We start from the raw sequence: 17,974 nt of genomic DNA, 5'->3' as shown, positions 1-17,974 counted from the left end.
TCCGCTGCGTCGCCATCAAAACGCCGCCACCAATGCCATAAGCCCGATCACGACCATGCACACCCAGCCGATCACATACAGAATTGTCCGCGGACCGCTGCTTGGCTTGCCAATCCCTTTCAGGTGCACAACCAGCATCGCCAAGCGCGCAACCAACGCCACTGAGGCCAGCAGGTTTACCCAGAACGGGCTGACGCCCAGCAAAATCGCCGCTGTTATGACAGTCACAAACGCAGGAAGTGTTTCCGTTCCATTCAGATAGGCCCGGTTCAGACGATACGCCTTGTCGGCATAGTCCTGCTCGGGTGTCGCACCGGGTGCCAGCCCTTTGGCTTGTTTGGCCAGTGCCGAAAACGGCGCCAGAAACAATACAACCAGCGTGAATAGCACAACCGACGCAATCGCGTGGCTATATTCAGCAAACACTTCCATTTTCGTTCACTCCGCTGCCATCGCACCCATACGGCCCGATTTCTGAGCCTTGATGCGGTCTTCGATCTCTTCCCGGAAATTGCGGATCAGGCCTTGGATCGGCCAGGCGGCCGCATCGCCCAAAGCGCAGATAGTGTGTCCTTCGACCTGTTTGGTCACGTCAAACAACATGTCGATCTCTTCCAGTTCAGCCTCGCCGCGCACCAGACGATCCATCACACGCATCATCCAGCCGGTGCCTTCGCGACACGGCGTACACTGGCCACAGCTTTCATGCTTGTAAAACTTCGACAGGCGCCAGATCGCCTTGATGATGTCGGTGGATTTGTCCATCACAATCACCGCTGCCGTACCCAGACCCGACCCCAGGTCGTTGCGCAGGTAATCGAAATCCATGATCGCGTCGCGCATGTTTTCACCGCGCACGCAGGGAACCGAGGATCCACCAGGGATAACCGCCAGAAGATTATCCCACCCGCCGCGAATGCCGCCGCAATGGGTTTCGATCAGCTGTTCGAACGGGATCGACATCGCCTCTTCGACGACACATGGGTTGTTCACGTGGCCCGAGATCGCAAACAGCTTGGTACCGGCGTTGTTCTGGCGACCAAATCCAGCGAACCAATCCGCACCCCGACGCAGAATGGTCGGCACCACCGCGATGGATTCCACGTTGTTCACAGTGGTCGGACATCCGTACAGCCCGGCACCCGCCGGGAACGGAGGTTTCATCCGCGGCATGCCCTTTTTGCCCTCAAGGCTTTCAATCAGGGCGGTTTCCTCGCCACAAATATAGGCCCCAGCCCCGTGATGAAGGAAAAGATCGAAATCCCAGCCCGAACCAGCGGCATTTTTGCCAAGAAGCCCCGCGTCATAGGCGTCATCAATCGCAGCCTGCAATGCCTCACGCTCGCGGATGTATTCGCCGCGCAGGTAGATATAGCAGGTATGTGCGTTCATCGCGAAAGAGGCGATCAGACACCCTTCAATCAACGTGTGGGGATCATGGCGCATGATCTCACGGTCTTTGCAGGTGCCGGGCTCGGATTCATCGGCATTCACAACCAGATAGGAAGGGCGACCGTCGCTTTCCTTTGGCATAAACGACCATTTCAGGCCTGTTGGGAAGCCCGCACCGCCGCGTCCGCGCAGCCCGGAATCCTTCATTGTCTGAATGATCCAGTCCCGGCCCTTTTCAATCAGGCCAGCTGTGCCGTCCCAATGCCCGCGGGCTTGCGCGCCTTTCAGCGTGCGTTCGTGCATCCCGTAGATGTTGGTAAAGATCCGGTCCTGATCCTTCAGCATCATTCGTTACCTTCAGCTGTCCTGACGCATGCGCCAGAGTTGAAAAATGTTCACACCCGCATAAATGAATGCCGCCAGAGCAGCAAAATCAAACAGCAGCGCGTGCCGGGCTGTCAAACCCAGCGCGGGGCCAATGAACAGGTTCATGGCAAGCCAGATCACCATCGTCACGGCAATGACGATGCCGATATGTCTGCCCTTTCGGGCTATGGCCTGATCCTTATCCTTGTCCATCATCCCCCGATGCCCGGATGGGGCACCCGTTTAGTCTTTGTAGGTGCCATCTTCCTTGGCACGTTTGGCAAATTCGGTTTCCTCACCCGCCGCAAGCTTAGCTGCCTGTTCAATCCAACCATCGCGTTCGATCCGGCCCTTGAACTTTAACCGCGCATCGACCCAGGCGACCTGTTCCGGTGTCCAGGCTGCGATCTGATCAAAGTGGAAGAATCCCAGCTCGTTCAGCGTCTGCTCCAGCTTGGGGCCTACGCCTTTCAACAGTTTCAGGTTATCTGCCTTGCCGTCGCGCGCGCCTGTGAGTGTTTCGGGCTGGTCCTCTTTCGCTGCCTTCGCCTCAGCGGCCTGTTTCACAGCGGGTTTCGCCGGGGCTGGCGCTTTGGGCGGCTTCGGTGCAGCTTTGGTCGCAGCCGCTTGGCCATCCTTGCCCAACCAAGGGGTCAGGATCGGAACCTCGGTCCCATCGATACGCTTGACCGTATCGCCAATATCGGTGGCCAGTTCGACGCTGGCGTTGTACCGCGTTTTGCCGCTGTCATACTCCGTCAGGCTGGTCAGCCCCTTGAGCGGTTCAGCCGCATAGCGACCATTCTGCGGGCCCGGCGTCGGAACTTTGCCTGCCACCAGATCATCAAGAATCTTGCCAAAGCTCTCAGCGGTCAGGTCTTCGTAGTAATCCTTGCCGATCTGCGCCATCGGCGCATTGGTGCAGGAGCCAAGGCATTCGACCTCTTCCCAGCTCAGCTTGCCATCGGCGGACAGCACGTGTGGCTTGGCCGCGATCTTCTCCTTGCAGACAGCGATCAGATCCTCGGCCCCGCAGATCATGCAAGAGGTCGTGCCACAAACCTGAATATGCGCAACCGTTCCAACCGGTTGCAGCTGGAACATGAAGTAGAACGAGGCCACCTCAAGCACACGGATATAGGCCATACCAAGCATGTCGGCGACGGATTCAATCGCCGGACGGCTCAGCCAGCCCTCCTGCTCCTGCGCACGCCACAGAAGCGGAATGACCGCACTGGCCTGACGGCCTTCGGGGTATTTGGTGATCTGCGCTTCGGCCCATTGCTGGTTGGCAGCAGTGAAGGCAAAGCTTTCGGGTTGTTCGGGATGAAGACGGCGGAGCATTAGCGGTCAATCTCTCCAAATACGACGTCCATGGTGCCGATGATGGCGGCGACGTCGGCCAGTTGGTGGCCTTTGGCAACGTGGTCCATGGCTTGCAGGTGCAGGAAGCCCGGTGCGCGCAGTTTGGCGCGGTAGGGTTTGTTGGTGCCGTCGGCGACCAGATAGACGCCGAACTCGCCCTTGGGGGCTTCGACGGCAGCATAGACCTCACCGGCAGGCACGTGGAAGCCTTCGGTATACAGCTTGAAGTGATGGATCAGGCTCTCCATCGAGGTCTTCATGTCCGAGCGTTTCGGTGGAGTGATCTTGCCGCGTGCCAGAACGTCACCGGGGCACTCGCGGATTTTGGCGATGGCCTGACGGATGATCAGCAGCGACTGGCGCATTTCCTCCATGCGGACAAGGTAGCGGTCATAGCAATCGCCGTTCTTGCCGACGGGAATCTGGAATTCAAACTCATCATAGCACTCGTAGGGCTGCGCGCGACGCAGGTCCCAGGCCAGACCCGATCCACGCACCATCACGCCCGAGAAGCCGTATTTCTGGATGTCATCCTCGGTCACCACGCCGATATCGGCGTTGCGCTGCTTGAAGATGCGGTTTTCGGTCAGCAGCCCATCAATGTCATCAAGGACGCTTGGGAATTCGTGACTCCAGGCCTCGATATCGTCCAGCAGTTCGGGCGGCAGGTCCTGATGGACACCACCGGGGCGGAAATAAGCGGCGTGCAGGCGGGCGCCACAGGCACGCTCATAAAACACCATCAGCTTTTCGCGTTCTTCAAAACCCCACAGCGGCGGGGTCAGAGCGCCCACATCCATCGCCTGCGTGGTCACGTTCAACAGGTGATTCAGGATGCGTCCGATTTCGGAATACAGCACCCGGATCAGCGAGCCCCGGCGCGGCACCTCGACCCCGGTCAGCTTTTCGATGGCCAGACACCAGGCATGTTCCTGGTTCATCGGTGCCACATAGTCCAGACGGTCGAAATACGGCAGGTTTTGCAGATACGTCCGGCTTTCCATCAGCTTTTCGGTGCCACGATGCAGCAGGCCGATATGCGGGTCGCAACGTTCGACAATCTCGCCGTCCAACTCGAGCACCAGACGCAAAACTCCGTGCGCCGCGGGGTGTTGCGGGCCGAAGTTGATGTTGAAGTTGCGGATCTTCTGCTCGCCGCTCAGCGCGTCCGTGCTGCCGTCATCATATCTTGAGCCGTCCATCAACGCCCTCGTTTCTTCTTTGCTTCGGCCCGAACCCGGACCTTTTCGGCCTCGACCGCCTTGACCGCAGACCCGGCCAGTAGAACCCCAAACGCGCCCAGAATGATCAACTCACCTATCATCTCAGCGGCGCTCCAACTCTTGCAGTTTCAGCCCGACCCACCACAGCAATGCGATCGTGCCAAAGGGAACCAGACACAGCAGGCACCAGTATTTGTTGATCCCGAAGAACGGCAAAATCTTCACCATCGGAATGATGGTCAGCGCAGACAGGATCAGCCACCAGATGCCACCCATTATTCGGTCTCCTGTTTCTCATCCCCTGGCAGAATGTAATTCGCACCTTCCCATGGGGACATGAAATCAAACTGACGGTACTCCTGCACCAGACTGACCGGCTCGTAGACGACGCGTTTCTGCGCCTCGTCATAACGCACCTCGGTGTAGCCCGTGGTCGGGAAATCTTTGCGCAGCGGATGGCCACGGAAGCCATAATCCGTCAGGATGCGCCGCAAGTCTGGATGGCCCGAGAACAGGATGCCGAACATGTCGAACACCTCACGCTCGAACCAGTTGGCCGAGGGGTGGATATCGACTATCGAAGGCACCATGTCATCTTCGCGGATCGAAACCCGCAGACGGATGCGCTGGTTCTGGTACATCGACAGGAAGTGATACACCACGTCGAACCGCTTGGCGCGTTCGGGGTAATCGACGCCGGTGATATCCACCAGTGTCGAGAACTTGCAATTTTGGTCCGACCGCAGGAATTCTACGAATTCCACGAGGTTCGACGGCGCCACATCGACGTTCAGCTCACCATGGGTCACATCCCAGGACAGAACACAATCGGCTCGTTTCAGTTCAAGCTGGGTGCCGAGTTCTTTGAGTGCTTCGCTCATCTACCCTTCCCCTCAGCGTACAATTGTGCCGGTGCGGCGGATTTTGCGTTGTAGCTGTAGCAGACCGTAAAGCAGCGCCTCGGCGGTCGGAGGGCAGCCGGGCACATAGATATCCACCGGAACTACCCGGTCACAGCCACGCACGACAGAATAGGAATAGTGGTAGTAACCACCGCCATTCGCGCAGGACCCCATCGAGATCACATAGCGCGGCTCGGGCATCTGGTCGTAAACCTTGCGCAACGCAGGGGCCATCTTGTTGGTCAGCGTGCCGGCCACGATCATCACGTCAGATTGGCGCGGAGAGGCGCGCGGGGCGATGCCGAAACGTTCCGCATCATAGCGCGGCATCGAGGTGTGCATCATTTCAACCGCGCAGCAGGCCAGACCAAAAGTCATCCAGTGCAGCGAACCGGTACGAGCCCAGTTGATGATATCCTCGCTCGAGGTCAGCAGAAAACCTTTGTCCTGCAACTCGGCATTCAGGGCCTGGGTGGCGACTTCCTTGTCGACGCCAGCGGTGTTTGCACCGGTCATCACTCCCATTCCAGGGCCCCTTTCTTCCACTCATAGGCAAAGCCGATGGTCAGCACGGCCAGAAACACCATCATCGACCAGAAGCCGACATCGCTGATATCGCGGAACCCGACGGCCCAGGGAAACAGGAATGCGATCTCAAGATCGAAGATGATGAAGAGAATCGAGACCAGATAGAATCGGACGTCAAATTTCATTCGCGCATCGTCGAAGGCGTTGAAGCCACATTCATATGCGCTGACCTTTTCGGGGTCGGGATTGCGGACAGCCAGTACAACGGCGGCAAGAATCAGGACGATTCCAAGGCCTACGGCAACGGCCAGAAACACCAGAATCGGGAGGTACTCCCGCAGCAGGTCTTCCACGAATAGCTCCTTTCTTGCGCACGCATCTTGTCGGGTGCGCCGTCAATTGGCGTGTTGACTGGACATTCTCTATCCCCGCCGGGTCAGAGGGTCAACCGAACACAGCCCCGTTCACCATCAAACATACGCTTGACAGCGCGGCATAGAATCGCATTTCGCGCGTTTTGCATTGGCTTGCGGAAACTCGGTAAACTTACTTATTCCATGCAGGTTTACGTTTTTCGAAGAACGCCGCGATCCCTTCACGCGCCTCTTCCGTTTCCCAGCGTTCGACCAGTTCGTTGATGGTCTGGTCGATTGTGGCATCATCAATACGAGGTCCCAGAGTTCGAACCAGCGCCTTGGCAGATGCAACCGCCCCCGGCGCGCACGAAAGATAGGGCCGAACTTCCTCTTCTATCGCGGCCGCAAGCTGCTCGGAGGGCACAGCCTTTGCCAGCAATCCCAGATCAACCGCTTCGGGCGCATCGAACAACCGGGCCGACATGAACACACGCCGTGCCCGCGCCTCACCCATACGAGCGATAACATAAGGGCCGATTGTCGCCGGAATCAGCCCCAGCCGGGTCTCGGTCAGTCCCATCTTCAGACTATCTACACCGATGGCAACATCGCACACGGCGGCCATCCCAACGCCTCCGCCAAAGGCGTTGCCTTGTAGTGCCCCGATCAGGGGTTTGGGCATCGTGTTCAACGCATGCAACATCTCGGCCAGCTTGCGCGCTTCGACAAATCGCGTCGCCTTGTCGGCCGACATCTGGTCCTGCATCCATCCCAAATCACCACCGGCGCAAAACGTCTTTCCCGCAGCAGCCAGAACGACCGCTCGGACAGCGCCATCCTGGCCCAATTGCGACGCGGCCTGTGTCAGCTCGGTAATCATCTGACCCGACAGCGCGTTGTGCTTATCTGCCCGGTCCAGAGTTAACGTGGCAACACCGCGTTCGTCTGCTGAAATCGAGATTGTTTCGAACATGTTAGCCCCTCAACGCCTTGGCCATCTGTGCGGCCTCTTCGACCACATCGATATCCAGACCGGTTTGATAGCCCAACCGTTGCAAATGCGCTGCAACGGTTTCAGTCGCGACATTGCCTGCGGCCCCCGGAGCATACGGGCAACCGCCAAGCCCACCCACGGCCGCGTCGAACACGCGCACCCCCAGCGAAAGTGCCGCATCGATATTGTCGATTGCACGCCCATTGGTGTCATGAAAATGCCCGGCAAGCCGCGTCACAGGAACTCTTTCCCTAACCGCCAGAAGCATATGAGCGATCTTGTCTGGTGTGCCCTGCCCGATTGTGTCCCCCAATGACACCTCGTAACAGCCTAACGCAAATAGGCGATCGGCAACTTCGGCCACTTTCTCGGGCGGGGTCGGGCCGTCATAAGGGCAATCGGTCACGCAAGAGACATAGCCGCGAACCGGAAGGTCGATATGGCGCGCCGCTTCGAGTATCGGCGTGAACCGTTCGATTGACTCGGCGATCGAGGCATTGATGTTTGCTTTGGAAAACCCCTCGGAGGCCGACGCAAAAATGGCAATCTCATCCGCTTTGGCGGCCAGCGCATCCTCGTACCCGCGCATATTCGGCGTCAACGCCGCGTACCGCACTCCGTCCGCCCGGGTTATGCCGGCCAGAACCTGCGCCGATCCAGCCATTTGGGGCACCCATTTGGGAGAGACAAAGCTTGCAACTTCGATTCGACGGAACCCGGCGCGGCTAAGGCAGTCGATCAGCGCCACTTTGTCGGCAACCGGTATCTCACGGGTTTCGTTTTGCAGCCCGTCGCGCGGTCCAACTTCGTAGATTTCGACCAGATCACCCATGTCAGAACCCCTTATGGCTTGCTCTCATTCCAAATACGGATAGCGCGACCGTGGCACGTCGAGCCGTGCGGGTACAGATCACTCTTCTTCCAAACGCACCAAAGCTGCCCCAGCCTCGACCTGCGCGCCATCTTCGACCAGCACCTCGGCCACCACACCATCCCGCGCGGCGAGCAACGAATGCTCCATTTTCATCGCTTCGAGAATAGCCAAACGGTCGCCTTCCTGAACGGTCTGCCCCGCAGTGGCAAAGACTGCCTTGACCAGACCCGGCATCGGCGCTTCGATCACATTGGTGTCACCCGTCGCGCTGGCATCCCGGTCAAGCGGATCGATAACGTCGAAACTGCGACCGTAGTCAGTAAATACGGTCAAAGTAGTTCCGCTGACAGCCACCCGGGGCATCGGTGCGCCGCTCAGCGCCCACCGCCCCGAGATCCGCTCGGCCACGACACGGTGTTCGCCCAGCTGCCAAAGCTGGCGATCCGGCCCGTCGACCTGCACGTCCAGATCAAGAATCTCTCCCTGATCGGACAGCTGCACCGCTCGATGCAGCGGAGCCCAGAGCGAAAACCCGGTGTCAGGCGTGACATCCACCAGATTCAGTGCGGTCATCGCAGCCGCAACAGCGGTCGCGGCCGAAGTCGGAGATTCCTGCACCAACCCGTTAAGATCGCGCCCGATCAGGCCCGTATCCACATCGCCCGAGGCAAATCCATCATGGCGGGTCAGCGCGCCCAGAAAGGCGAGATTCGTAACGGTGCCCGCCACTTCGGTTTCCCGCAGCACTCGGTGCAACGTCTCAAGCGCGACGGCGCGGGTCGGACCGTGCACCACCACTTTGGCAATCATCGGATCATACCACGGGCTGATGGTGTCACCTGTGCGAACACCACTATCCGCACGGCAATTGGCCGGGAAAACCAGATGAGTGAGCGTTCCCGTCGCGGGTAAAAACCCTTTTGGCACATCTTCGGCATAAAGCCGGGCCTCGAAGGCGTGACCCGAGATCGACAGATCATCCTGTTGCCTGGGAAGGCTCTCTCCTGCCGCAACGCGCAACTGCCATTCGACCAGATCGACGCCGGTGATGGCTTCTGTCACCGGATGCTCCACCTGTAGACGCGTGTTCATCTCCATGAACCAGAATCTGTCGGGGCGCAGCCCGTCCGAGGCATCGACGATGAACTCCACCGTGCCTGCACCCTTATAACCTATCGCCTCGGCTGCGCGCACGCCCGCCTGCCCCATCGCCTCCCGCATCTCAGAAGTCATGCCCGGGGCTGGTGCCTCTTCGATCACTTTCTGATGGCGGCGTTGCAACGAGCAATCGCGTTCGAACAAATGCACCGCATGGGTACCGTCACCAAATACCTGCACTTCGATATGGCGGGGTTTGGCCACGAATTTCTCTACCAGCACAGCGTCATTGCCAAAAGCGGTTCTGGCTTCGCCCCGTGCGCTGTCCAATGCGGAACGGAAATCCTCGGGGCGTTCGACCAGACGCATACCTTTACCGCCACCGCCTGCAACGGCCTTGATCAGCACCGGATACCCAATCGCATCAGCCGCACCTGCCAGGTGTTCGGGATCCTGATTGTCGCCATGGTAGCCGGGCACCACAGGCACGTCAGCCTGTTCCATCAACACCTTGGCCGCATCCTTGAGACCCATCTTGCGGATCGCATCCGCTGATGGGCCGATAAAGGTCAAACCCGCGGCCTCGACCGCGTCGACAAAATCGGGGTTCTCTGACAGGAATCCATAGCCGGGATGAATCGCCTGTGCGCCGGTATCCAGCGCAGCCTGAATAATCACATCGCCCTTCAGATAGCTTTCCGCTGGCGCGGGACCGCCGATATGAATGGCCTCATCCGCCATCTGCACATGCTTGGCCGCCGTGTCCGCATCGGAATAAACAGCCACACAGGACACGCCCATCTTCTGAGCGGTTTCCATAACCCGGCAAGCAATCTCGCCCCGGTTGGCAATCAGGATTTTGTTGAACATAGCTTACCCCTCAACCGCCAGATCTTCGACAAGTCGAAATCGCTCGCATAGCAGCTCCATCTCCGGATCAAATCCGCCATTGCGTTCGAAATACTGGCGATGACCCTCTCTCCATCCCTCAAGCGTTTCATTTTCGCCCTCTGCCAACGCGAAATCCTCGGTTACGTCGCAGTATCGGCAGGTCGAGACCTCGACCGTTTCGATCACCAAGGCCGGACGATCATCCCATTCCATCGCAATATCCCTCCGACCGACCACAGGAGTGTCAGGGCTGCCTTCGGGATAGTCGCGCAACGCACCACAGGTTGCCGTTTTCCGCCCTGATCGTACCAATGCCAGCAGCTCAGCACTCAGCCGGGCATTGTCACCAAACTTGAAAGTCTGGGCACCCGGATAGCGTGCCATGACGTCATTCAATGAAACGTTCATCTTACATCCTGAACACGCCGAAACGTGTCTCCTCTATCGGGGCGTTCAGTGCGGCGCTCAGAGACAAGGCGAGCACATCGCGACTTTTGCGCGGGTCGATGATGCCGTCATCCCAGAGACGGGCCGAGGCATAAAGCGGGTGCGATTGCTCTTCGAACATCTCCAGCGTCGGACGTTTGAATTCGGCCTCTTCCTCGGCCGACCAGGTGCCGCCCTGTCGTTCGATCCCATCGCGCCTGACGGTGGCCAGAACACCGGCTGCCTGCTCACCCCCCATCACAGAGATGCGCGAGTTGGGCCATGTCCACAGGAACCGTGGCTGATAGGCGCGTCCAGCCATGCCATAGTTTCCGGCCCCGAACGAGCCGCCGACCAGCATGGTGATCTTGGGCACGTTGGTGGTGGCCACGGCGGTCACCATCTTGGCCCCATGCCGCGCGATGCCTTCGTTTTCGTATTTGCGACCAACCATGAAGCCGGTGATGTTCTGCAAAAACACCAGCGGGGTTTTGCGCTGCGAACACAGTTCAACGAAATGCGCGCCCTTTTGCGCAGCCTCCGAGAACAGAACGCCATTGTTGGCAATGATCCCGACGGGACACCCTTTGACATGGGCAAAGCCGGTGACCAGTGTCTCGCCAAACCGGGGTTTGAACTCATCAAACCGTGACCCATCGACAAGCCGCGCAATCACTTCACGAATGTCATAAGGTGTCCGCAAATCGGCGGGAACGACTCCCAGAATTTCCTCCGGATCATAAGCTGGCTCCTCGGGTGCTTCGAACCGTAGGCCGGGCTTCAGCCCGGCACCCCCCAATGACCCGACAGCCCGCCGCGCCAATGCCAGCGCATGTGCATCATCTTCGGCCAGATAGTCTGCCACCCCCGACAGGCGCGTGTGCACATCGCCGCCACCCAGATCCTCGGCGCTGACAACCTCACCCGTCGCAGCCTTGACCAGCGGCGGCCCGGCCAGAAAGATCGTGCCCTGTTCCTTTACGATGATCGTCACATCGGACATCGCAGGAACATAAGCCCCACCCGCCGTGCATGATCCCATGACAACGGCGATCTGAGGGATACCCTTCGCGCTCATCCGCGCCTGATTGTAGAAGATACGCCCAAAGTGGTCGCGGTCTGGGAACACCTCATCCTGATTGGGCAGGTTCGCGCCGCCACTGTCGACCAGATAGATGCAGGGCAGATGGTTTTCCTCGGCAATCTCCTGCGCACGCAGGTGCTTCTTGACGGTCATCGGATAATAGGTGCCGCCCTTCACGGTGGCATCATTGCACACCACCATAACCTCGCGCCCCTGCACCCGGCCAATCCCCGCGATGACCCCGGCACAAGGTGCTGCATCGCCATACATCCCATGTGCCGCTGTCGCCCCGATTTCAAGGAACGGCGACCCCGGATCAAGCAGGTTCGCCACCCGCCTGCGCGGCAACATCTTGCCTCGGGATTCATGCCGCGCGCGGGATTTCTCGCCCCCGCCCATGCGGGCTGCTTCGGCAGCAGCAGAGATTTGCGCCAGCGCATCGAGATGAGCGGTGCGGTTTGTCTTGAAGCCCTCGGAGCCGGGCATGGCTTTGGATGTGAGTTTCATTTGTAGATATCCACCTTCAATGCCCGATTACTTATGGGCAAGACCACCACTGCGAAGTAAATTATGTAGAAGATTACGCTCTTTGCAGAAGACGAGAGGGGCCAATTGAACAGCCCTTCAGGGTTGTTCAAATTGATACTAATCTCATCCAGTGCCAAGAATGGCAAAGGCAGCGTCATCAGAAAAAGCAATAGTAAGAAATGAAAAACCCCATTCTTGGACTTAACGCGCAGCCAAGCTTCGCAGTTACCACACCTTACAGCTGGCACGTACTCCTCACTGCCAACCATAGTGTTCAAAACACTCAAGGGCTGCGGCACCCCACATTTAGGGCACTTTAACCCTGACAGACGCCGCAGAATCTTATTCATTTCAATTCCCCCGCCGCCCGCGCCTTCAGTTCCTTTCGGATCACCTTCCCCGTCACCGTCATCGGCAGCTCCTCCAGAAACGCCACCTCGCGCGGATACGAATAATGCGCCAGACGGTCTTTGACCCAGTCCTGCAACTCGCGCTCCGAAGCCTCAGCCCCCGGCTTCAACACCACATAGGCCTTCACGATCTCGGTCCGCAGCGGGTCGGGTTTGCCGACCACGCCAACCGTCGCCACTGCCGGGTGGGTCAGCAGGCAATCCTCGATCTCAGCTGGGCCAATGCGATACCCGGCTGAGGTGATCACATCATCATCGCGGCCGACAAAGCGCAGATAGTCGCCCTCCCACGCGCCGCGATCACCGGTGATCAGCCAGTCGCCCCGGAACTTCTCAGCCGTCGCCTTGGGTCGGTTCCAGTATTCCAGCAGCATCGAGGCCGAGCCGCGCCGGATGGCCACGTCGCCCTCTTCGCCGGTCGGGTTTCCGTCCTCATCAATCACCGCAACCTCATGCCCCGGCACCGGTTGGCCGATACAGCCGGGGCGCACAGGGAAATCTTCGGCGCAGGAGGATACGACCATGTTGCATTCAGTCTGGCCGTAAAATTCGTTGATCGTCAGGCCGAACGCCTTCTGACCCCATGCCAGCATTTCGGCCCCCAGCGGTTCACCCCCGGACGCGAACGAGCGCAGACCGGGGATCACCTGATCTGCTGCCTTGAGCATTCGCAGCGCCGTTGGTGGGAAAAAGACGTTCCGTACCCCGCCACGCGCGATGATGTCAGCGCAGGCCTCGGGGGTGAATTTCTCAAGCCGTGCCGCGACAACAGGAATGCCCAGCGCAAGACCCGGCATCAGCACGTCGAACAACCCGCCGATCCACGCCCAATCCGCCGGGGTCCAAAGACAATCGCCTTCGCGCAAGTGATTATGGCTGATCGAAACCCCTGGCAAATGACCGGTCAGAACCCGGTGCCCATGCAGCGCGCCCTTCGGGCTGCCGGTTGTGCCCGAGGTATAGATCAACACAGCCGGATCGTCAGGGCCGGTCGCGGCAAATGGTACAGCGGGACCGTCTTCGCCAATTTCCGCTGCAATCAAGGGCGTGGCCAGATCACCCAACAGATCAGCCCCTTCGGCGTCGGTCAGTACAATCCCGGCACCTGCGTCACTGACCCGCGACCGCAGCGCGTCCTGCTTGAACAGTTTGAACAAAGGGACCGACACAGCCCCGATCTTCCAGATCGCCAGATGGGCCGCCGCACACCATGGCGACTGGCTCAGCAACACTCCGACGCGATCACCGGGCTTCACATGGCGCAATAATGCGCGGGCTATTCCGTCTGTCATTTGCGACAGCTGCGCAAAGCTGATGTGCTGCGGGTCCGGTCCGGTCAAATCGATCAGCGCGACCCGGTCCCCCGCATGCCGCAGGCACTGCTGCGCCATGTTCAGCCTGTCCGGCAGATCCCAGCCTCCATCCGGGCGCAAACCCGGTATGCGCTCAGCGGTTAGCACGGCGAATTTTCCCTATATTTCCTGCACTTCTCGGTTCAACTGCACCCAACTCCTTCACATAAACTTGATGCAGATCAGAGTGGGCAGTTCCAATCGCTGCAACACCAAGGTCATCAACAGAACCAAAGGCAAGACAATGACCAAGAAACTCGCCGCATTGACCCTTTCCACCGCGTTGGTGGCTCTGGCTGCTCCTGCGTTTGCCCAATCTCAGGGGGATTGGACGCTCGGCATCGGTGTGGGGTACCTGGACCCGAAATCCAACAACGGAACACTGGCCGGCCTGAGCGCCGATATCGACTCGGATACGCGCCCGATCTTCACCGCCGAGTATTTCATCCAGGACAATCTGGGGATCGAGCTGCTGGCCGCGACCCCGTTCAAACATAACGTCACCTTGGGCGGAAGCGTGGACGCTGGCAGCGTCAAGCATCTGCCGCCCACCTTGTCGCTGAACTATCACTTCCCGACCAATAGCGCCTGGAAGCCCTATGTCGGCGCCGGTCTGAACTATACCATCTTCTTTGACGAGCAATCTGCCCTTGGCAACCTCAAGGTCGATGATTCCTTCGGCGTTTCGCTGCAAGCCGGTCTCGACTACATGATCACCGACAAAGGTGCGGTCCGTCTGAATGTACGCTGGTTCGACATCGACTCGGACGTCACTCTGAACGGAGCCGATATTGGCACTGCGAACATCGACCCTTGGCTGGTCGGTATTTCCTACGTTCATCGCTTCTGATCCTTTGATCGAAACGCCCCGCTGTAACCTCGTCTGCGGGGCGTCTTCATTCAGCGCATTTCGTTCATCATTTCCCGGCCGATCAGCATCCGTCGAATCTCGCTGGTACCTGCGCCGATCTCCATCAGCTTGGCGTCCCGGAAGATTCGGCTGACCGGTGCATCCGACAGAAACCCTGCCCCGCCCAGCGCCTGAACCGCCTGATGCGCCTGAACCATCGCCTGTTCGGATGCATAAAGACAGCACGCCGCTGCATCCTGCCGGGTGACGTCCCCACGATCACAGGCCTTAGCCACCTCATAGACATAGGCCCGCGCCGAGTTCATCGCGGTATACATGTCGGCAATCTTGCCCTGCATCAGTTGGAAGCTGCCAATCGGTTTGCCGAATTGCTTGCGCTCGGCCAGATACGGCATCACCTCATCCAGACAGGCGGCCATGATGCCGGTGCCGATTCCGGCCAGAACCACGCGCTCATAGTCCAGACCTGACATGAGCACGGCTACGCCCTTGCCCTCTTCTCCCAACACGTTCTCGAACGGCACTTCAACATCTTCAAAGATCAGTTCGGCTGTGTTCGACCCGCGCATCCCCAACTTGTCGAAATGGGGCGAGGTCGAAAAACCCTTCATCTCTTTTTCAATCAGAAATGCGGTAATGCCTTTTGATCCGGCATCGGGGTCCGTCTTGGCATAAACCACCAGTGTATCCGCGTCCGGCCCGTTTGTGATCCAGTACTTGTTGCCGTTCAGGCGGTAATGGTCGTTGCGTTTTTCCGCCCGCAGCTTCATCGACACCACGTCTGAACCTGCGGAAGGTTCCGACATTGCCAGCGCGCCTACATGTTCGCCCGAGACCAGGCGCGGCAGGTATTTCTGTTTTTGCTCTTTCGTACCGTTCAGCTTGATCTGGTTCACACACAGATTGGAATGCGCCCCATAAGACAGCGAAACCGAGGCCGAGGCGCGCGCGACCTCTTCGACAGCAATTGTATGCGCCAAATAGGACATGCCCGCACCGCCGTATTCTTCTGGCACGGTGACACCCAAAAGACCAAGCTCTCCCATTTCTTTCCACAGTTCATTCGGAAAGCTGTTCTTGGCATCAATCTCAGCCGCCATCGGCTTGACGCGCTCCTGCGCCCACCGATGTACCATCTCGCGCAGGGCGTTCACATCCTCACCCAGATCAAACTTCATCGTGGCCATGAACATCTGTGTCCTCCCTCCGCATTAATGAACAAGTGTTCAATAAATCTCTAACAGCGAATCTGTCTCCGGTCAATCTTTGTGAAAGCCTGGACCAAAACACAAAACGCCGCCCGGACCGGGCGGCGCTCTCAAGGGTCGAGCGTGCGCTGAAAGCGCACTCTGTTTGGCTAGGATTGATAAACTGCGCCCACTTCGGCTCGGATGATGCGCGCGATCACTCGGCAATCCTCCAGCGAAAAGGTCAGCGGCACACGCATATCCATGATGCCTGCCAGAACACGGTCACTTTCCGGCATCCGTTCGCTTTCGAAATATCTCCAGCTGTCATAGCGCGACGTGAACCCTGTTGGCTCAGCCCCGCCAAACCATTTGATCTCGACCCCACGCGCGGCGCAGCGGCTGGTAACGTCCGCTATCCGCTCAGGCGACCAATCCAGCAGCAGGAACTGGATCGAAGACCCGACATAGGTTTCCTCTTCGGGTCGCTCGACTATCGTCAGGCCCGGAGTGCCGCGCAGCCCGGTCTCGATCTCGCGATAGCGCTCGTTCCACCGTTTCACCTGCCGGTCCAGATCCCGCAACTGAGGGCGCAGGATGGCGGCACGCAAATTGTCCATGCGACCGGACACATTGGGTGTGGTGTACTTTATCCGCTCGAACACTTCAGGTCCCGGCGCCGCCAGATGGCGTTCATACAGCATGTATGAGCCCGACAGCATTGTAGCCTTGGCCGCCAGTTCCGCGTCATCAGTAACCAGCAAACCGCCCTCGCCCGAGTTTACGTGCTTATAGGTCTGGCATGAATAACACCCGATCGCCCCCTGCCGCCCCGACAACTGACCGCGCCAAGCCGCGCCCATCGTGTGTGCGCAATCCTCGATCACGATAACGCCTGCCGCGTCACACATCTGCATCAGACGATCCATGTCGCACAGATGCCCGCGCATATGGCTGAGCATCAGGACACGGGCCTGATCCAGTTTGCCCTCAAGATCCTCCAGATCGATGGTCAGGTTTTCGGAGACGCCGACAAAGATCGCACGCGCCCCGACCGAGGCAATTGATCCCGGCACCGGGGCCAGAGTGAACGCGTTGGTCAGAACCGGGTCGCCCGGCTGCACACCGACGGCCCGCAACGCGGTGGCAAGCGCATAACCGCCAGAGGAAACCGCCAGACAATACTTGGACCCCATCTGTGCCGCAAATTCCTGCTCTAGCAGGGCCGTTTCCCCCAACTCACCGGGGACCACGTTATAGCGATGCAGCCGCCCGTGACGCAGAACAGCCAGTGCTGCCTCAATTGCGTCGTCTGGAAGGGGTTCCTGCTGTGTGAAATTACCAGTGAATGTTTCCGTCATGGTCTTTTTCTGGACCTCCGACAGGGTCCGGTCAAGGTTTCAGGCTGCCGCACCGATCAGATCAGGCACAAGATCGGGCAAGTCGTCAAAGTGATGCAGCAGGGCTTCGGGCTCCAGCGCTGCCATGTCCTCTCCTGACGGTCCGAAAGTCACCAAAACCGATGGGACCCCTGCCGCTCGGGCGGTATTGCGGTCGGTATCCGAGTCTCCGATCAGCACGCACCAGGCCGGATCCCCCCCGGCCCGTCGCGCAGCCTCGCGCAGAGGGGCCGGGTCCGGCTTGCGCACTGGCAGCGTATCCGCCCCGACCAACGAGGCAAAACGATCCCGCACTCCCATGCGTGTCAGTAACAATTCGGCCAGATGTTCCGGCTTGTTGGTGCAAATGCCGACACCGTAGCCCGCGTTACTCAGCATCTCGACGGCCTGCAACGCTCCCGGATAGAAACTTGTGTGGGTGTCGATATCCTGCGCATAAGCCTCAAGCAGAACCGGGTAATAGGCCTGAACGGTGTCCTCATCGTAAGCTCCGACGCGTTTCAGCCCTTGGGTTAACATCATGCGACCGCCACGCAGCGCGATGCCTGCATCCTGCCCATGAACCAGGACATCACCATACCCCATTTCGCGAAAACAATGGTTCGCCGCTGTCAGCAAATCGCCCGATGTATCCGCCAATGTGCCGTCCAGATCGAAGATGACGGTCCGCATGTTGCCTCCTGTTTCGGCAGGTTTTCGCCGTGCCCTGTTTCAATCGGCAATCTTG

Annotated in this window: 21 protein-coding genes; 1 reads left to right on the top strand and 20 read right to left on the bottom strand. The window is 58.9% G+C overall.

From position 1 onward, the window contains the following. Positions 1-15: 15 nt before the first annotated feature. From ACR0ES_RS05765 to ACR0ES_RS05685, 17 genes are all read right to left on the bottom strand, one after another. On the bottom strand, positions 16-432 hold the full coding sequence (locus tag ACR0ES_RS05765) for an MAPEG family protein (protein WP_480481785.1): 417 nt from the start codon (positions 430-432) through the stop codon (positions 16-18). A 6-nt stretch (positions 433-438) separates the two neighbouring features. Further along, positions 439-1,737 carry an NADH-quinone oxidoreductase subunit NuoF gene (gene nuoF, locus ACR0ES_RS05760; protein ID WP_480869863.1) on the bottom strand — a complete coding sequence of 433 codons (1,299 nt, stop codon included), beginning with the start codon at positions 1,735-1,737 and terminating at the stop codon, positions 439-441. Positions 1,738-1,749: 12 nt separating this feature from the next. Continuing rightward, positions 1,750-1,971, bottom strand: a complete 222-nt coding sequence (locus tag ACR0ES_RS05755) for a DUF5337 domain-containing protein (protein ID WP_209598087.1) — start codon at positions 1,969-1,971, stop codon at positions 1,750-1,752. A 30-nt stretch (positions 1,972-2,001) separates the two neighbouring features. Next, entirely contained in the window at positions 2,002-3,102 is a 1,101-nt protein-coding gene (gene nuoE / locus ACR0ES_RS05750) for an NADH-quinone oxidoreductase subunit NuoE (protein ID WP_480869846.1), read from the bottom strand. Continuing rightward, on the bottom strand, positions 3,102-4,325 hold the full coding sequence (locus tag ACR0ES_RS05745; RefSeq protein ID WP_171631140.1) for an NADH-quinone oxidoreductase subunit D: 1,224 nt from the start codon (positions 4,323-4,325) through the stop codon (positions 3,102-3,104). The genes nuoE and ACR0ES_RS05745 overlap by 1 nt, the downstream gene beginning before the upstream one ends. Continuing rightward, positions 4,325-4,447: a hypothetical protein gene (locus tag ACR0ES_RS05740; RefSeq protein ID WP_267362849.1), complete on the bottom strand. Its 123-nt coding sequence runs from the start codon at positions 4,445-4,447 to the stop codon at positions 4,325-4,327. Before ACR0ES_RS05740 ends, ACR0ES_RS05745 begins: the two co-directional genes overlap by 1 nt. A 1-nt stretch (position 4,448) precedes the next feature. Beyond that, positions 4,449-4,622 carry a hypothetical protein gene (locus ACR0ES_RS05735; RefSeq protein WP_010442775.1) on the bottom strand — a complete coding sequence of 58 codons (174 nt, stop codon included), beginning with the start codon at positions 4,620-4,622 and terminating at the stop codon, positions 4,449-4,451. After that, positions 4,622-5,227, bottom strand: a complete 606-nt coding sequence (locus ACR0ES_RS05730; RefSeq protein WP_267362853.1) for an NADH-quinone oxidoreductase subunit C — start codon at positions 5,225-5,227, stop codon at positions 4,622-4,624. Before ACR0ES_RS05730 ends, ACR0ES_RS05735 begins: the two co-directional genes overlap by 1 nt. A gap of 12 nt (positions 5,228-5,239) precedes the next feature. Further along, a complete protein-coding gene (locus tag ACR0ES_RS05725) occupies positions 5,240-5,773 on the bottom strand; it encodes a NuoB/complex I 20 kDa subunit family protein (RefSeq protein WP_209504454.1) in 534 nt (177 codons plus the stop codon). Beyond that, positions 5,764-6,129, bottom strand: coding sequence for an NADH-quinone oxidoreductase subunit A (locus tag ACR0ES_RS05720; RefSeq protein WP_209504455.1), 366 nt, complete (start codon positions 6,127-6,129; stop codon positions 5,764-5,766). Before ACR0ES_RS05720 ends, ACR0ES_RS05725 begins: the two co-directional genes overlap by 10 nt. A gap of 193 nt (positions 6,130-6,322) precedes the next feature. Continuing rightward, positions 6,323-7,105: a crotonase/enoyl-CoA hydratase family protein gene (locus ACR0ES_RS05715; protein WP_480773237.1), complete on the bottom strand. Its 783-nt coding sequence runs from the start codon at positions 7,103-7,105 to the stop codon at positions 6,323-6,325. 1 nt (position 7,106) lies between these two features. Further along, entirely contained in the window at positions 7,107-7,958 is an 852-nt protein-coding gene (locus ACR0ES_RS05710; RefSeq protein ID WP_480869844.1) for a hydroxymethylglutaryl-CoA lyase, read from the bottom strand. Positions 7,959-8,036: 78 nt separating this feature from the next. After that, entirely contained in the window at positions 8,037-9,968 is a 1,932-nt protein-coding gene (locus tag ACR0ES_RS05705) for an acetyl/propionyl/methylcrotonyl-CoA carboxylase subunit alpha (RefSeq protein WP_480869841.1), read from the bottom strand. A 3-nt stretch (positions 9,969-9,971) separates the two neighbouring features. Then, positions 9,972-10,397, bottom strand: coding sequence for an ASCH domain-containing protein (locus tag ACR0ES_RS05700; protein ID WP_480583170.1), 426 nt, complete (start codon positions 10,395-10,397; stop codon positions 9,972-9,974). A 1-nt stretch (position 10,398) separates the two neighbouring features. Continuing rightward, positions 10,399-12,006, bottom strand: a complete 1,608-nt coding sequence (locus ACR0ES_RS05695; protein ID WP_480869839.1) for a carboxyl transferase domain-containing protein — start codon at positions 12,004-12,006, stop codon at positions 10,399-10,401. Further along, positions 12,003-12,377, bottom strand: coding sequence for a hypothetical protein (locus ACR0ES_RS05690; RefSeq protein WP_480481792.1), 375 nt, complete (start codon positions 12,375-12,377; stop codon positions 12,003-12,005). The genes ACR0ES_RS05695 and ACR0ES_RS05690 overlap by 4 nt, the downstream gene beginning before the upstream one ends. Continuing rightward, on the bottom strand, positions 12,374-13,897 hold the full coding sequence (locus tag ACR0ES_RS05685; RefSeq protein WP_480869837.1) for an AMP-binding protein: 1,524 nt from the start codon (positions 13,895-13,897) through the stop codon (positions 12,374-12,376). The genes ACR0ES_RS05690 and ACR0ES_RS05685 overlap by 4 nt, the downstream gene beginning before the upstream one ends. Positions 13,898-14,033: 136 nt before the next feature. Between ACR0ES_RS05685 and ACR0ES_RS05680 the strand changes: the two genes are divergently transcribed. Next, on the top strand, positions 14,034-14,639 hold the full coding sequence (locus ACR0ES_RS05680) for an OmpW/AlkL family protein (RefSeq protein WP_209504463.1): 606 nt from the start codon (positions 14,034-14,036) through the stop codon (positions 14,637-14,639). A gap of 50 nt (positions 14,640-14,689) precedes the next feature. Here ACR0ES_RS05680 and ACR0ES_RS05675 read toward each other — a convergent pair whose 3' ends face one another. The 3 genes from ACR0ES_RS05675 to ACR0ES_RS05665 form a co-directional block, all read right to left on the bottom strand. Beyond that, positions 14,690-15,853, bottom strand: coding sequence for an isovaleryl-CoA dehydrogenase (locus ACR0ES_RS05675; protein WP_480537446.1), 1,164 nt, complete (start codon positions 15,851-15,853; stop codon positions 14,690-14,692). A 164-nt stretch (positions 15,854-16,017) separates the two neighbouring features. Then, a complete protein-coding gene (locus ACR0ES_RS05670) occupies positions 16,018-17,208 on the bottom strand; it encodes a DegT/DnrJ/EryC1/StrS family aminotransferase (protein ID WP_480481795.1) in 1,191 nt (396 codons plus the stop codon). A 39-nt stretch (positions 17,209-17,247) separates the two neighbouring features. Further along, positions 17,248-17,919 (bottom strand): HAD-IA family hydrolase, encoded by a 672-nt coding sequence (locus ACR0ES_RS05665; RefSeq protein WP_480486227.1) that lies wholly within the window; start codon positions 17,917-17,919, stop codon positions 17,248-17,250. Positions 17,920-17,974 lie beyond the last annotated feature (55 nt).

This window comes from Ruegeria sp. N7 (assembly GCF_056531345.1).
Note: the sequence above shows the minus strand (reverse complement) of the source record. Positions and strands in the feature narration are given on the sequence as shown.